Annotated in this window: 14 protein-coding genes; 5 read left to right on the top strand and 9 right to left on the bottom strand. The window is 68.0% G+C overall.

The genetic code is table 11. The annotated features are described in order from the left end of the window. Window positions 1-8: 8 nt before the first annotated feature. Entirely contained in the window at window positions 9-776 is a 768-nt protein-coding gene (locus DBV14_RS01830; RefSeq protein WP_185545892.1) for a GntR family transcriptional regulator, read from the top strand. Between the two features lie 142 nt (window positions 777-918). Here DBV14_RS01830 and DBV14_RS01825 read toward each other — a convergent pair whose 3' ends face one another. Both DBV14_RS01825 and DBV14_RS01820 read right to left on the bottom strand, forming a co-directional pair. Continuing rightward, window positions 919-1,881, bottom strand: a complete 963-nt coding sequence (locus DBV14_RS01825; protein ID WP_124457488.1) for a tripartite tricarboxylate transporter substrate binding protein — start codon at window positions 1,879-1,881, stop codon at window positions 919-921. Window positions 1,882-1,939: 58 nt separating this feature from the next. Further along, a complete protein-coding gene (locus DBV14_RS01820) occupies window positions 1,940-3,175 on the bottom strand; it encodes a flavin-dependent oxidoreductase (RefSeq protein WP_124457487.1) in 1,236 nt (411 codons plus the stop codon). A 101-nt stretch (window positions 3,176-3,276) separates the two neighbouring features. Here DBV14_RS01820 and DBV14_RS01815 point away from each other — a divergent pair, with 101 nt between their 5' ends. Continuing rightward, complete coding sequence (locus DBV14_RS01815; protein WP_124457486.1) at window positions 3,277-4,188, top strand: LysR family transcriptional regulator; 912 nt, start codon at window positions 3,277-3,279, stop codon at window positions 4,186-4,188. A 49-nt stretch (window positions 4,189-4,237) separates the two neighbouring features. Here DBV14_RS01815 and DBV14_RS01810 read toward each other — a convergent pair whose 3' ends face one another. From DBV14_RS01810 to DBV14_RS01795, 4 genes are read right to left on the bottom strand one after another with little or no spacing between them, the layout of a single operon-like run. Beyond that, window positions 4,238-6,241: a DUF4034 domain-containing protein gene (locus DBV14_RS01810; RefSeq protein WP_124457485.1), complete on the bottom strand. Its 2,004-nt coding sequence runs from the start codon at window positions 6,239-6,241 to the stop codon at window positions 4,238-4,240. A 16-nt stretch (window positions 6,242-6,257) separates the two neighbouring features. Continuing rightward, a complete protein-coding gene (locus tag DBV14_RS01805; RefSeq protein WP_260396778.1) occupies window positions 6,258-7,067 on the bottom strand; it encodes a DUF1266 domain-containing protein in 810 nt (269 codons plus the stop codon). Further along, entirely contained in the window at window positions 7,064-8,470 is a 1,407-nt protein-coding gene (locus DBV14_RS01800; RefSeq protein WP_124457484.1) for a PcfJ domain-containing protein, read from the bottom strand. The genes DBV14_RS01805 and DBV14_RS01800 overlap by 4 nt, the downstream gene beginning before the upstream one ends. A gap of 19 nt (window positions 8,471-8,489) precedes the next feature. Then, entirely contained in the window at window positions 8,490-9,293 is an 804-nt protein-coding gene (locus DBV14_RS01795) for an exodeoxyribonuclease III (protein ID WP_124457483.1), read from the bottom strand. Window positions 9,294-9,306: 13 nt separating this feature from the next. Between DBV14_RS01795 and pyrE the strand changes: the two genes are divergently transcribed. Beyond that, a complete protein-coding gene (gene pyrE / locus DBV14_RS01790) occupies window positions 9,307-9,993 on the top strand; it encodes an orotate phosphoribosyltransferase (RefSeq protein WP_124457482.1) in 687 nt (228 codons plus the stop codon). Between the two features lie 12 nt (window positions 9,994-10,005). After that, a complete protein-coding gene (locus tag DBV14_RS01785; RefSeq protein WP_124457481.1) occupies window positions 10,006-10,698 on the top strand; it encodes a DUF4124 domain-containing protein in 693 nt (230 codons plus the stop codon). Window positions 10,699-10,740: 42 nt separating this feature from the next. Here DBV14_RS01785 and gatB read toward each other — a convergent pair whose 3' ends face one another. From gatB to gatC, 3 genes are read right to left on the bottom strand one after another with little or no spacing between them, the layout of a single operon-like run. After that, complete coding sequence (gene gatB, locus DBV14_RS01780; RefSeq protein WP_124457480.1) at window positions 10,741-12,231, bottom strand: Asp-tRNA(Asn)/Glu-tRNA(Gln) amidotransferase subunit GatB; 1,491 nt, start codon at window positions 12,229-12,231, stop codon at window positions 10,741-10,743. 1 nt (window position 12,232) lies between these two features. Next, on the bottom strand, window positions 12,233-13,723 hold the full coding sequence (gatA, locus tag DBV14_RS01775; RefSeq protein WP_124457479.1) for an Asp-tRNA(Asn)/Glu-tRNA(Gln) amidotransferase subunit GatA: 1,491 nt from the start codon (window positions 13,721-13,723) through the stop codon (window positions 12,233-12,235). Further along, window positions 13,723-14,022 carry an Asp-tRNA(Asn)/Glu-tRNA(Gln) amidotransferase subunit GatC gene (gene gatC, locus DBV14_RS01770; RefSeq protein ID WP_124457478.1) on the bottom strand — a complete coding sequence of 100 codons (300 nt, stop codon included), beginning with the start codon at window positions 14,020-14,022 and terminating at the stop codon, window positions 13,723-13,725. The genes gatA and gatC overlap by 1 nt, the downstream gene beginning before the upstream one ends. Window positions 14,023-14,236: 214 nt before the next feature. Here gatC and DBV14_RS01765 point away from each other — a divergent pair, with 214 nt between their 5' ends. Continuing rightward, complete coding sequence (locus DBV14_RS01765) at window positions 14,237-15,280, top strand: rod shape-determining protein (RefSeq protein ID WP_013538761.1); 1,044 nt, start codon at window positions 14,237-14,239, stop codon at window positions 15,278-15,280. Window positions 15,281-15,323: the final 43 nt, after the last annotated feature.

The following is a 15,323-nucleotide window of genomic DNA, read 5'->3' as shown; positions in this document are numbered from 1 at the left end:
TTCCCCACGTGTCTACCGCTCGACCCCGCCCCGCTTCACCTGTCGCTCCCGCTGCTGCCGTTGCTGTTGTTGCTGCCGACGCCGCCGTTTTTCGCACGCGGGCCGACGAGGTCTATGCGCAGCTCAAGCGCGACGTGGCCGACTTCATCCTCGTGCCGGGCGACCGTTTCACCGAGAACGAAATCAGCGAGCGGCTGGGCGTGTCGCGCACGCCGGTGCGTCAGGCGTTGTTCCGGCTGCAGCAGGAAGGTTTTGTCGAAGTGCTGTTTCGCAGCGGCTGGCGCGTGCTGCCGTTCGATTTCGACCAGTTCGAGCAGTTCTACGACCTGCGCATGGTGCTGGAGACGACCGCCGTGCACCGGCTGTGCGAAACCGATCGGCGCATCGACCGCAGCCTGATCGAAGCGCTGGCCGACATCTGGCTCGTGCCGGCGGCGCAGCGCAGCGCCGACACCGCGCAGGTCGCCCAGTGGGACGAGGCCTTTCATTGCACGCTCGTGGCAGCGGCCGGCAACGCCGAGATGGCGCGCGTGCATGCCGACGTGACCGACCGCATCCGCATCATTCGCCGGCTCGACTTCACCAAGCAGCCGCGCATCGACGCGACCTACGAAGAGCACGGAAAAATCCTGAAGGCCGTGCGCGCGAACCGCGGCGACCAGGCCGCGATGCTGCTGCGCGCGCACATCGAGACCAGCCAGGCGGAGGTGCGCAAGATCACGCTGCACCAGGTGCATTTGGCACGGCACGCGGGCAAGGCCCAAGGCCCGCGCTGAGCCGTGGAGTTTCTCCTTCCCCTTCGGGGGAAGGCTGGGATGGGGGCTCTCGGCCTTCACCACAGCGCAGCCTCCGCAAAGGCCGCATGCCCCCACCCCGACCCTCCCCCGGAAGGGGAGGGAGAAAGACCCAGGCAGGAACTCAGTCCGCGGTGATGTTCCCGCGCTTCACCACCGCGGCCCAGCGGTCCGCATCTTTCTTCACGAGCGCACCGAACTCCGCAGGTGTCGAACTCGCCGGCACCATGCCCTGCGACTCGAACGACTTCGCCACCTCGGGCTGCTTCAGCACCGCCGCGATCTCCTTGTTGAGCCGCGCCACCACGTCGGGCGGCGTGCCCTTGGGCGCCAGCACGCCGTACCACATGTCGACGTTGTCGGTGGTCGCACCGGCTTCGGCCAGGGTCGGCACCTCGGGCAGTTGGGGCAGCCGCTTGCTGCTGCCGGTGGCAATGGCCTGGAGCTTGCCGACCTGGATGTGCTGCAGCGCCACGTGAACCGGCAGGAACATGTAGTCGATGCGGCCGCCCAGCAGGTCGGTCACCGCGCCGGCGGTGCCCTTGTACGGCACGTGCAGCATCTCGGTGCCGGTGCCCTGCATGAAGAGCGCCATCGACAGGTGGTGCGGCGTGCCGACGCCCGGCGTGGCGTAGGTCAGCTTGCCGGGGTTGGCCTTGGCCGCGCTCACCATCTGCGCCACCGTGCTTGCCTTCTGCACGTTCGGGTTGGTCACCAGCAGCAGCGAACCCCACGATGTGAGCGACACCGGCGCGAAGTCCGCCACGGGGTCGTAGCTCAGCGACTTGTAGAGGCTGCGGTTCATGACCAGCGTGTTGACCTGCACCATCAGCGTGTAGCCGTCGGGCTTGGCGCGCGCCACTTTCTCGCTGCCGATGTTGCCGCTGGCGCCGGCCACGTTGTCCACGATCACCGGCTGGCCCAGCAGGGCCGGCAAGCGTGCCGACAGCTGGCGTGCGACGAGGTCGATGCCGGTGCCGGGCGTGTAGGGCACCACCAGCGTGATCGGCTGGTCGGGCCAGGCATGGGCGGCCATGGCGGTGGCCGAGACGAGCAGGGCGGCGAGGGTCTGGGTGAACAGTCGCACGGGAGGTCTCCGTTTTCTTTTGGGTAGGCGATGAATCGGTTGCGCGGCTGAACGGGCCTCAGAGGTACGAGGCCCGCGCCTTCAGCGCGACCGGGTCGTAGCCGGCCACGCGCTTGTAGTTGTCCGAGATGGCCTGCAGCTCGGCCGTGGACACGATGTCCTCGATCTGCCCGAAGCGCTGGCCGCCCGAGCGCTCGAACACTTCGCGCAGGATCGCGTCGGGCGGGTTGCTGCGGTTGGTCAGCACCACGTCGGTGGTGGTCTTCACGCGCACGCGGTCGTAGTCTTCGAGCGCGGCGGTGCCCACGCCCAGGTCTTTCAGTGCGCCCGCAAGGAAGCGCGCGTCGATGATGGCCTGGCCCGCGCCGTTGGAGCCGCGCGGCACCATCGGATGCGCGGCGTCGCCCAGCAGCGTGAGGCGCCCGTGCGTCCAGCGCGGCAGCGGGTCCTGGTCGACCATCGGGTACTCCAGGATGGTGTCCGACGCGAGGATCAGCGCCGGCACGTCGAGCCAGTCGAAATGCCAGTCGGCGAAGGCGGGCAGGAAGTCTTCGAGGCGGCCGGCGCGGCTCCAGTCGCGCATCGCGGGCTGCGGTGCGTGGATCTCGGCCACCCAGTTCACCAGCTGGTGGCCCTCGGCGTCGATGTCGTTGCGGATCGGGTAGATCACCATCTTGCCGACCGACAGCCAGCCCGCGCGCACCATGCTCGCGCCGGACAGGAACGGCTTCCAGCGCGCGGTGCCGCGCCACATGTTCACGCCCGAATAGCGCGGCGCGCCCTCGTTCGGATACAGCTGCTTGCGCAGCGCCGAGTGAATGCCGTCGCAGCCGACCGCGATGGCGCCGCGCACCGCGGGCGCCTCGGCAAAGTGCACGGTCACGCCTTCGGCGTCCTGCGTCACGCCGGTGCAGCGGTGGCCGCAGACCACGCTGTCGGGCCCCAGGCGCCTGAGCGTCTCTTCGTACAGCACGGTCTGCAGGTCGCCGCGATGGATCGAGAACTGGGGCCAGTCGTAGCCCGCGTGCTCGCCCGCGGCTTCGCGAAAGATCAGTTGCCCGTGCTCGGTGAAGAAGATCGACTCCTTCGTGCGCACGCCCACGGCGTCGAGCTGCGGCAGCAGGCCCAGCTCGGTCAGCTCGCGCACCGCGTGCGGCAGCAGGTTCACGCCCACGCCCAGCGGCTTCAGTTCGGGCACGGCCTCGTACACCCGGCAGGGAATGCCGGCCTGGTGCAGGCTCAGTGCCAGGGTCAGGCCGCCGATGCCGGCGCCCAGGATGATGACTTCGTTCATGGTCGTTCGTAGTGCGGTTGCGTGGTGTCCCGGGCCGCATTAGGAACGCAGGCAAGCCATTTGTGAAATTTAGATGTGATATGGATTTATCATGAATCCTTATGAATCTCTCGACCCGCCAGATGCGTGCCTTCCTGCAGGTGGCGCGCATCGGCAACTTCACGCGTGCGGCCGAGCAGGCCCACATCACGCAGGCGGGGCTGAGCATCCTGATCCGCGAGATGGAAAAGCAGCTGGGCTGCCGGCTGTTCGACCGCACCACGCGCGTGGTGAGCCTCACGCCGGCCGGGCGTCGGCTGCTGCCGGTGGTCGAACGGCTCATCACTGACCTGGACGACGTGGCCGCGCAGCTCGGTGCCGAAGGCGACGAGGCACGCCAGACCCTGCGCATCGCGGCCACGCCGCTGGTGTCGTCGCACCTGCTGCCGCAGGTGTTCACCACTTTCCGGCAGGCCCATCCGCAGGTGAGCCTGCGCCTGTTCGATGCCGACCTGCGCGACGTCGAGGCACTGGTGACGGCCGGCGATGCCGACGTGGGCCTCGGGTTTTTCTTCAAGGCCGCGGCGGGGCTCGACCGCACGCCGGTCGGCCGCTTTCACCTGATGCGCGTGGCGCCCTCGGCGGACCCGCGCGCCAGCGGGCCGGCTACCGTGGGCAGTGCGCCGTGGTCGGCGCTGCGCGGTAGCGAACTCATCGGCCTGCCGCCGGGCAACCCGATCCAGAAGGTGATCGACCAGCAGCTGGCGCCCATCGGCATGGCCGATGCGCAGCGGCCCGCGTTCAACTTCTTCGGTACGCTCATCTCGATGGTGGAGGCCGGCTTCGGCACGGCCGTGATGCCGACCTTTGCAATGGCCGCCTGCCGCCGCCATCGGGTGCGCACCGACGTGCTGACCGCGCCAAAGGTGGGGCTCGACTTCTACCGCATCACCAAGCGCGGCGCGCAGGAAACGCAAGCCATGCAGGCCTTCGTCGCCACGCTGGCGAAGGCGCTGCCCGCGCTTTCGCGGTAGCGATAGCGGGAGCCAGGGCCTCGCCGCGGCTCAGACCCGCTGCGGCCACTCAGACCATCGCGTTGTCGCCGCCCGGAATCTCGTGTGCCTTGATCTGCCGGCGCGTGAGCTTGTAGAGCGTGGAGGACAGGAAGCCGTCCTGGTGGGTGTTCTTGGTCACGTTCACCACGAACTCGTCTTCGGGCGCCACGGCCTGCGCGCCCATGATCCAGCGCACGCTCTCGCGGTAGTTGTAGAGCACCTTGTCGTTGGCGTCGGCCAGCAGGGTCGACAGCGCGGCCATGGCGATGGCGTCGCCGTTGGTGGCGTGCTCGCGCACGAAGTCCAGGTGGCGGTGGCGCATGCCGAGGTCGGACAGGTCGCTGATGAACATCAGCGCGCCCTCGGTGGCGTCGTCGTGGCCCAGCTCGCGGGCCTTCAGCATGGCCTCGACCGCCTGCGCCTGCAGCGCGGGGCGTTGCGCCGCGGGCGTGGCGTCTTCCCACGCCATGTCGTGGCAGAGGTAGCCGAGCTTGTAGGCCGCGACGCTGTTGCCGGCCTCCGCCGCCTGGCCGTAGCAGCGCATCGCCTGTTGCCGGTCCTTGGGGCCGTGCACGCCGCCGGCATGGAAGATGCCGAGCGTGAGCAGGCACGAGGTGTCGCCGGCGGCCAGCCCCATCTCCAGGATCTCGAAGGCTTCCTTGTTGCGCGGCACGCGCCAGAGCGCGCGGGCCAGGTCGTCCCAGTTCTCGGTGCCGGCGTTGCGTTCGCGGGCCGCGGCCAGCCAGGCGTTGCCGGTCGCCTCGTTGGGCACGAAGCCGAAGGCGCCCTTCAGGCTGCAGTAGCCGTGCAGGATCAGCGCGGTGTTGCATTCGTAGGCGTTGGCGCTGTTGCAGATGGCCTGGCCCAGCCAGTGGCCGTCAGGCTCCTGCTCCAGCGCAATGTGCACCGCCATGTTCATCGCGTATTCGTCGTCGATGGGGTGGTGGCTCTCGGCTTCGCGCAGGCAGGCCAGCGCCTCGGCGTGCTGGTCGAGCATGTAGTGGCTCACGGCCAGCCAGCGCAGGGTTTCCCAGCGGTGGTAGGGGTACAGGGCTTCGTTGGCGCGCTGGCGCGTGGCGGCCATGCGCTGCTGCGCTTCGGCCGGGTCGTCGTCCTTGTCGACGCTGTTGCCCTGGTGCTCGTCGCGCCAGATTTCGTGGCGCAGCCGGTCTTTCTCGACGTCGTTCAGGTGGGCGCAGGCGGGCGAGGCGATGAAGGCGCGCACGCGCTCGTGGCTGCCGCCCCAGCGCGGCTGCTGGAACCAGACGCACTGGCGCATGAAGAAGAACAGCCGCGGGTGCACGTGCAGCGTGGCGTGGATCCAGTAGGGCGTGCCGCCGATCACCTTCTTGCCCTGCACGGGAGAAGGCAGGGCGGCGGGCACTTCTTCCGGGCAGGCGATGCGCTCGTCGTGCGCCAGGCCGGAGCGTGCGAGCTGCGCCAGCAGTTCTTCGCGGGCGGCCGCATCGTCGTCCAGCGAAAAGTCGTGCTGCAGCGGGCTGTCGGGCCAGCGGCCGCTGCGCACCAGTTCGCTCAGCCAGTCGGGTTCGTTGAAGGCCGAGGTGCTCTGCAGCAGCAAGGCGCAGGCGGTCCACATGGTGGGCGCCAGCGTCAGTGCGCGCAGGGCGGCCACGGCGCAGCGCGTGGCGCAGGCATGGGCGCATTCCCAGCCGAGCGCGGTGACCGAGCTGGCCCAGCCCGAGCCACGGTATTGGTAGGCCCAGTGGTACCAGTAGTGCGCCTCGCAGAGCCAGGCGTGGGCCGATTGCGGGTTGGCGGCCTGCCATGCGGCCAGGCGGGCCAGCCCTTCGGCACCGGCGGCGGTGCAGCCGGCCAGGTCGTCGGGCAATGCGCCGTAGTAGCGCTCTTCGTCGTCGCGGTCGTGAAAGCTGGCGGCCAGCGCGTCGTCGAGCCGCTGGTCGAGCGCGGCGTAGTCGCCGGCGCGCAGCATGGTGTCGATGTCGCAGAGCTTCCAGCGGGCAGGCGCGGGGGGAATCACGGTCGCTGCGGCGGGGGGCGTGTTTGTGGTCATGGGCGGCGGTCGCGCGTCAGGCCGACGCGGCAGGGGCGAGAGTGGCGGGTTGGGGATCGAAGATGCGGTAGCGCTTCCAGGGCAGCGTGAGCCAGTTGCCTTGCGTGTTCTGCAGGTGCTCCTGCACTTCCAGCGTGGCGCGCGACGAGGCGGGGCCGTCCTGGCTGCTGATGCGCAGCCAGTGCAGCCGCGCCCGCGCATAGGCGTGGCCGAAGTCTTCCCAGCTCTCGAAGCTGTCTTGCGCGCGCTGCGCGTTGAGGAACAGCACCAGCCAGGCCTGCGATTCGGGCACCCAGCCCAGCAGCGCGATGCAGCGCACCAGGAAGGCGGTGCGCGCGCAGTCGAAGGCCAGCGCGTCGCGCACCTTGCCTTCGGCCGCGAGCTGTTCGTAGAAGTTGGCGTGGGTGCGGCCGAGCCCGCCGACCCAGCCGACCAGCGCGGCCTGCATCTGCGTGGCGATGTCGCGCTCGGGCAGGTCGGCGGCCATGTTCATTTCGCGCAGCACCTGTTTTGCCAGGCGCTGGCGTTGCTCGGCGGGCAGGTCGAGCGCCAGCGCGTCGCTGTCGCAGCGCAGGCCGTTGCGCAGCAGCAGGATGTCGCCGAGCGCCAGCGCCCAGCGGCGGCGGTTGGGCACCACCTTGCCGGCTTCGGCCCTGGCCTGCGCAGCGCGCACCGAGAGGTCGGCGTTGGCCTTTTCCATGTGGCCGATGACCTTGCCGGAGCCGCGCATGGCGATGCGGAACGCGGTTCGCACGATGAACCACGCGACGCGCAGCCCGAGGTACAGCAGGCCCAGGAACAGCAGGATGACGATGGCCTGCATCATGGCAATGCGGCTCCCAGCGGCGGCGCGCACACGGCGGCGCTCAGCGAGATGCCTTCGATTTCCATCATCGCGGCGAGGGCCGGCGTTTCACCCGGCGCATCGGCCGGCGCCGCCTGCAATGAAGGCGGCAGCCGGTTCGCGGGCAGCGTCAGGCGGGCGGCGGCGGCCACCGCCACGTCCATCTGCCGCAGCCGCGCCAGCTCGTGCGGCGCAATGCGCAGCAGCAGCCACTGCAGCGCCGGCGGCGGTTGCTCGAAGTGCTCGATCAGGTGGAAGTTGCCGCTCATCACGCTGAGCAGGAAATCGGGGCTTTGCACGTCGGTGACGAACTTCCACTGCCCCTTGGCGGTGCCGGCGTCGTCCGCCGTCTCGGGCTCGAACACCAGGCCCATGCCTTCGCAGTCGCTGTGGCGCTCGCCGCGCGGCGGCAGCGTGCGCAGGAACTGCAGCACGTCGTCGGCGTACTTGCGCACCGGGTGGCGGTTCTGCTTGCCCTTGATCTGGTCGACCCGCAGCCCGTCGGCATGCACTTCGAGGCTGATGGTCACGTGCGGCAGGTTGCCCGCGCTGCGCAGCGTGAACAGGCGCAGCCGGCCGCTCTGCGCGGCGCTGGCGTACTGCTCGCCGTAGCCACCGGCGAGCTTCTTGATGTTGGCGAACTGGCCCAGGCAATGCTGCATGTGGAAAGACTCGTAGGCCATTTCTTCGCGCAATGCCGCATGGCTGCCGATGAACTCGAAGATCACGCCGTTGGGCGTGCGCAGCAGCTCCTTCAGTGCCAGGCCGCTGCTGGGCACCCAGCCCTTGTTGCGCTTGGCCTGCATGCGCTGGTGCTCCTGCTCCCACATGGCCATGGCCATGAAGCAGGTGATGCGCTGCAGCTTCTGTTCGAGCCGCGTGCCGCGCCGCGAGCGCAGGAACTCGACCAGCATGCGTTCGCGGTCGACCAGCAGCAGGTGCTCGGGGTCCAGGTAGTAGAAGGTCTTCGGGGCGGCTTCGGTGCCTTGCGATTCGGCCTTGCTGCCCTTGGACTTGTCCTTGCTGTCCTTGTCCTGCGCGCTCGCAGCGCTCGCTGTGTTCGCCGCGGTGGGCGCGCGCGGCTGCAACTGCTTTGCCAGCCACTCGGGCAACGGCTTGTCGGGGCCGGCGGCGGCCAGGTAGTCGGCGGGTGACTGCACCGGCAGCACGTTGTCGAAGCTGCCGATGGCCCAGCGGAAGAAATGGTTCAGCAGCCAGGCCGCCATGTCGGCGTCGTCGCCGCGCTCGGCGCTGCGGCGCGCAATGGCGGCCTTGACCTCGGGCGCGTTCACCACGTCGCGCGGCAGGTACACCGCCGTCGCCGCTGCCGTGGCGGCAGGCGGCGCGGAGGGATGCGTGGAAGGAGGCGGAGTCGGAATCGGCATCGACGGGCGGGCGGACGACTTACAGCGTGAAGTCGTACTCCACCGTGATCGGTGCGTGGTCGCTGAACTTGATGGTCTTGTAGATGGCCTCGGTGCGCGCCAGCGCGCCCATGGCCGGCGTGGCCAGGTGGTAGTCGAGCCGCCATCCCACGTTGTTGGCGTAGGCCTGGCCGCGGTTGCTCCACCAGGTGTAGGCCTCGTCGGTGGTGTCGGGCTTGAGCTTGCGGTACACGTCCACCAGGCCCGCGCCGTCGGCGCCGGCGTCCAGCAGCCGGGTCATCCAGGCGCGTTCCTCGGGCAGGAAGCCGCTGTTCTTCTGGTTGCCGCGCCAGTTCTTCAGGTCGATCTGCTGATGCGCGATGTTGATGTCGCCGCACAGCACGAACTCGCGCTCTTTCTTCAGCGCCAGCAGGTGCGGAAAGAAGCCCTTCAGAAAGCGGAACTTGGCGGCCTGCCGCTCTTCGCCCGAGCTGCCGCTCGGAAAGTAGCAGCTGATGACCGAGAACTTGCGCTTGGGCGTGTCGAAGCGCAGTTCGAGGTAGCGGCCCTCGGCGTCGAATTCGGCGTCGCCCCAGCCGACCACGACCTTGCTGGGCGCATGCTTCGTGTAGATGGCGGTGCCGGCGTAGCCCTTCTTCTCGGCGAAATGAAAGTGGCCCTTCAGGCCCGCCATTTCCTCGAAGCGGCCTTCGACGTCACTGGCCTGGACCCGGATCTCCTGCATGCAAATACAATCCGGCGCAAGTTCGGCCACCCAGTCGGCCACGCCTTTGGTAGCGGCCGAACGCAGGCCATTGAGATTGAGACTGGTCAGTTTGAACACAAGGAAATTCCCGATGGCTGTAGATAGTGAGAAAAGCAGCGCGGTCGCACAGGACTTCGTCCAGTTTGCGTTGGATGCCGGCGTACTTCGCTTCGGCGAATTCAAGACAAAAGCCGGTCGGATGAGTCCTTATTTCTTCAATTCAGGGCTCTTCGACGACGGCGGCAAGATCGCGCGTCTCGCCGGATTCTATGCAGACCGGCTGATCGAGAGCGGGCTCGAATTCGACATGATCTTCGGCCCCGCCTACAAGGGCATTCCACTGGGCGCCACGGTGGCCGCCGAGCTGGCCCGCCGGGGCCGCAACTACCCCTTTGCCTACAACCGCAAGGAAGCCAAGGCGCACGGCGAAGGCGGCAACCTGGTCGGCGCGCCGCTCAAGGGCCGCGTGCTGATCGTCGACGACGTGATGTCGGCCGGCACCGCGGTGCGCGAGTCGATCGCCGCGATCCAGGCGGCCGGCGCCACGCCGCACGCCGTGGCCATCGCGCTCGACCGGCAAGAGAAAGCCACCGAGAACGGTGTCGATGTGGACCACAGCGCCGTGCAGTACGTGCGCAACCAGCTCGGCCTGTCGGTGATTGCCATCGCCACGCTGGACGACCTGCTGAGCTACCTGTCGGCAGGCAGCGCCGCCGCCGACCTGGGCGCGCACCGCGAGCGCGTGCTGGCCTACCGCACGCGCTACGGCGCCAGCTGAGGCAAGGCACCGATGCGCACGCGCGATCACGGCAAGCCGACCCGCCTGCTGGCGGTCGCATCGTTCCTGGTGGTGGCTTCGGGTTTCTTTTGCGGCGCGTTGCAGGCGCAATCGCAGAAACTGGAAGGCGCTGGTCCCGGCATCTTCACCTGCACCGACGCACGCGGCCGCACCCTGACGGCCGACCGGCCGATTGCCGAGTGCGTCGACCGCGAACAGCGCGAGCTGAACCCCAGCGGATCGGTCCGCCGCAAGGTTGAGCCCACCTACACGGCGCGCGAACTGGCCGAGCGCGAAGACCGCGCCCGCGAAGCCGCCGTGCAGGCGGCACGCCTGACCGACGAGCGCCGCCGCGAACGCGCGCTGCTGGTGCGCTACCCGAATGCCGCCACGCACGACCGCGAGCGCGCCGAGGCGCTGGTGCAGATCGACGCGGTGATCCAGGCGGCGAAGAAGCGCATCGCCGAGCTGGGCGAAGACCGCAAGAAGGTCGACGAGGAGCTCGAGTTCTACAAGCAGGACACGAGCAAGGCGCCCGGCGCGGTGCGCCGCAAGCTCGAAGACAACACGCAGAGCGTGGCGGTGCAGAACCGCTTCATCGCGGAGCAGGAAGAAGAAAAGAAGCGCGTGAATGCGCGCTTCGATGAAGAGCGCGGCCGTTTGAAGCTCATCTGGTCGCCTCAAAACGGCGGCACGCCACGCTGAACCCGCCGGGGCCTTGCGCAAGGCCCCGGTTTCTTTTGTCGATCAGCCCAGCTTGGCTTTCAGCAGCTCGGTGACTTGCGCCGGGTTGGCCTTGCCGCCGCTGGCCTTCATGACCTGGCCCACGAGGCCGTTGAGCGCCTTTTCCTTGCCGCCACGGTATTCCTCGACGTTCTTCGCGTTCTTGGCGATGACCTCGTCGAGGATCGCGTCGAGCGCGCCGGTGTCGCTCATCGGCTTCAGGTCCTTGGCTTCGATGATCGCGTCGACATCGCTGCCTTCGCCGGTCCACAGCGCATCGAACACCACGCGCGCCGCGTTGTTCGGCAGCGTGCCGTCGGCGATGCGCTTGACCAGTTGGCCGAGTTGCTGCGCCTTGACGGGCGCGGCCTCGATGCCGATTTCGGCGGCGTTCAGGCGGCGAGCCATCTCGCCGGTGATCCAGTTGCTCGCGAGCTTGGGCGCGGCGCCCGCGCTCACGGCTTCATCGAAGTAGCGTGCCAGCGCGGTGCTCTGCGTGAGCTGCGCCGCGTCGTATTCCGACAGGCCGTGGTCGCGCACGTAGCGCTCGGCCATGGCGCGCGGCAGCTCGGGCATGGTGGCCTTCACGCGCTCGATCCAGTCGGCGGCAATCACCAGCGGCGGCAGGTCCGGATCGGGAAAGTAGCGGTAGTCGGCCGAGTCTTCCTTGGCACGCATGGCGCGCGTCTCGCCAGTGTCGGCGTTGAACAGCACGGTGGCCTGCTCGATCTTGCGGCCGTCTTCGATCTCTTCGATCTGCCAGCGGATCTCGAAATCGATCGCCTGCTGCATGTGCTTGAAGCTGTTCAGGTTCTTGATCTCGCGGCGCGTGCCGAGTTTGTCACCGGGCTTGCGCACCGACACGTTGGCGTCGCAGCGAAAGCTGCCTTCCTGCATGTTGCCGTCGCAGATGCCGATCCACGTGACGATCTTGTGCAGCTCCTTGGCGTAGGCCACGGCCTCGGCGGTGGAGCGCATGTCGGGCTCGGTCACGATCTCCAGCAGCGGCGTGCCGGCGCGGTTCAGGTCGATGCCGCTCTGGCCGATGAAGTTCTCGTGCAGCGACTTGCCCGCGTCTTCCTCGAGGTGGGCACGCACCAGGCGCACGGTCTTCTTTTCTTCGCCGAGGAAGAACGACACCGAGCCGCCCTGCACGACGGGGATCTCGAACTGGCTGATCTGGTAGCCCTTGGGCAGGTCGGGGTAGAAGTAGTTCTTGCGCGCGAACACGCTGCGCGGCGCGATGTGCGAGCCGAGCGCCAGGCCCAGCTTGATGGCGCGTTCGACCGCGCCCTTGTTCATCACGGGCAGCGTGCCGGGCAGTGCCAGGTCGACCGCGCAGGCCTGCGTGTTGGGCTCGGCACCGAAAGCCGTGGAGGCACGGCTGAAGATCTTGCTGGCGGTCGAGAGTTGCGCGTGCGTCTCGAAGCCGATGATGACTTCATAGCCGCGCACCAGCGGGCCAGTGGGGCGGCCCTGTTGTTGTGCTTCGAATGTGTTCACGGTCTCGCTCATCTCAGAAGCCCTCCGGCGTGCGCGTGTGCCAGTCGGTGGCCTGTTGGAAGCGGTGCGCTGCGTTCAGCAGCTTCGCTTCGCCGAAGTAGTTGCCGATCAGTTGCAGGCCCACGGGCATGCCGCTGTCGAAGCCCGCGGGCACGCTCATGCCGGGCAGGCCGGCCAGCGATGCGGGCAGCGTGAAGATGTCGGCCAGGTAGTCGGCCACGGGGTCGTCGCCGTGCTCGCCGAGCTTCCATGCGGTGGTCGGCGCGGCGGGGCCGGCGATCACGTCGCACTGCTTCAGCGCCTGCTGGAAGTCGTCGGCGATCATGCGGCGCACTTTTTGCGCCTGCAGGTAGTAGGCGTCGTAGTAACCGTGCGAGAGCACGTAGGTGCCGATCATGATGCGGCGCTTCACTTCGTCGCCGAAGCCTTCGGCGCGCGTGCGCTCGTACATCTCGGCCAGGTCCTTGTACTGCTTGGCGCGGTGGCCGAACTTGACGCCATCGAAGCGGCTCAGGTTGCTCGACGCTTCGGCCGCGGCCAGGATGTAGTACACGGGAATCGACAGCTCGGTGCGCGGCAGCGTCACTTCCACACGCTTGGCGCCGAGTTTTTCATACTGCAACAGTGCTGCATCAATTGCGGCACGCACGCCCGGCGCCACGCCTTCGCCGAAGAACTCCTTCGGCACGCCGATGCGCAGGCCTTCGAGCGAGTCGTTCAGCGAGCGGCCGAAGTTCTCGGCGGGCTTGTCGAGGGAGGTCGAATCGCGGTCGAGGTCGGGGCCGCAGAAGGCCGACAGCAGCAGCGCGCAGTCTTCGGCCGAGCGGGCCATCGGACCGGCCTGGTCGAGGCTCGACGCGAACGCCACCATGCCGTAGCGCGAGGCGCGGCCGTAGGTCGGCTTGATGCCGGTGATGCCGCAGAACGAGGCGGGCTGGCGGATCGAGCCGCCGGTGTCGGTGCCGGTGGCTGCGGGTGCCAGGCGCGCGGCAACGGCCGCCGCGCTGGCACCGGACGAGCCGCCCGGAATGTGCGCGCGGTTCCAGGGGTTCTGTACCGGCACTGCCTTGTCGTGGCCGACGGCGGGCACGGCGACGTTCTCGTTGGCGGAGCCCATCGCGAATTCGTCGCAGCTCAGCTTGCCGAGCGTCACCGCGCCGGCTTCGGCCAGGCGGCGCACCACGGTCGCGTCGAACGGCGAGCGGTAGCCCGCCAGCATCTTCGAGCCGGCGGTGGTGGCGAAATCGGTGGTGACGAAGATGTCCTTGTGCGCGATCGGCACGCCGGCCAGCGCCGGGGCGTTGCCCTTGGCGATGAGGGCGTCGGCGGCGCGGGCCTGGGCCAGCGTGACCTCTTCATCGACGGCAACGAAGGTGCCGAGCGATTCGTGGGCTTTCATGCGGCCCAGGAAAACCTGCGAGGCCTCGACGGCGGAAACCTTGCGGTCGGCCAGCGCCTTGGCCAGCTCGACCACGCTCAGTTGATGCAATTCACCGCTGCTCATCATTCGATCACCTTGGGCACGAGGAACAGGCCGGCTTCGACGGCCGGGGCGCTCTTCTGGTTGGCTTCGCGGTTGTCGGGTTCGCTCACCACGTCGTCGCGCAGGCGCAGGGTGATGTCTTCCAGCGCGGCCACCGGGTGCGCCAGCGGCTCGACGCCGTGGGTGTCCACCGAACGCATACGTTCGACTAAATCGAAAAAGCCGTTGATCTGGCTGAGCATGCGCTCGCTTTCGTCGGGAGCAAGCTGCAGCCTCGCCAGCGAGGCAATGCGCGCAATATCGGAGTTGGACAGTGACATAAGGGCGGGTGGCTGAAAAAAGCCGAGGTAATCGCACGCCGAAGAGGGTGCTAATACAGGAATCAGAGGGGATTCGGGTATTATCCCGCCTTTGCCGCAACCCCCGCGAACGCGCCGGCTTTTGCGCCAAAAACAATCAATTCACCCCGTCAAACGACCCAAAAATAGAGCGACGACCTGCCGACGCGCAGGCCGTGCTCAGAGGATTCCGCACATGTTTGGAGCTTTCCGTCGGTACTTTTCCACCGACCTTGCGATCGACCTCGGCACCGCCAACACCCTGATATTTGCCCGCAACAAGGGCATCGTGCTGGACGAGCCCTCCGTCGTCGCGATCCGCCACGAAGGCGGTCCCCACGGCAAGAAGGTGATCCAGGCCGTCGGCCGCGAGGCCAAGGCCATGCTGGGCAAGGTGCCCGGCAACATCGAGGCCATCCGCCCGATGAAGGACGGCGTCATTGCCGACTTCGTGATCACCGAGCAGATGATCAAGCAGTTCATCAAGATGGTGCATCCGCGCACGCTGCTCACGCCGAGTCCGCGCATCATCATCTGCGTGCCCTGCGGCTCGACCCAGGTCGAGCGCCGCGCCATCAAGGACGCGGCCGAGGCGGCAGGCGCCACCTCCGTCTACCTCATCGAAGAACCCATGGCCGCGGCCATCGGCGCAGGCCTTCCCGTCAGCGAAGCCTCGGGCTCGATGGTGGTCGACATCGGCGGCGGCACCACCGAAGTGGGCGTGATCTCGCTGGGCGGCATGGTCTACAAGGGCTCCGTGCGCGTCGGCGGCGACCGTTTCGACGAAGCCATCATCAACTACATCCGCCGCAACTACGGCATGCTGATCGGCGAGCCGACGGCCGAAGTCATCAAGAAGACCATCGGCTCGGCCTTCCCGGGCTCCGAGGTCAAGGAGATGGAAGTCAAGGGCCGCAACCTGTCCGAAGGCGTGCCGCGCAGCTTCACCATCAGCAGCAACGAAGTGCTGGAAGCCCTGACCGATCCGCTCAACAACATTGTCTCGGCCGTGAAGAACGCGCTGGAGCAGACGCCGCCCGAACTCGGCGCCGACATTGCCGACCGCGGCATGATGCTGACCGGCGGCGGCGCCCTGCTGCGCGACCTCGACCGCCTGCTGGCCGAGGAAACCGGCCTGCCGGTGCTGGTGGCCGAAGACCCGCTGACCTGCGTGGTCCGCGGCTGCGGCATCGCCCTGGAGCGCATGGACCGCCTGGGCAGCATTTTCACGAGCGAGTAAAAGGCGCAAGCCATCATCGGCCGGCCTCTGCTTGCGCGGGCCG

This window comes from Variovorax sp. KBW07 (assembly GCF_003852515.1).
Lineage (GTDB): Bacteria > Pseudomonadota > Gammaproteobacteria > Burkholderiales > Burkholderiaceae_C > Variovorax.
The sequence above is the reverse complement of the archived record's forward strand: the minus strand, read 5'-3'. Positions and strand labels throughout refer to the sequence as shown.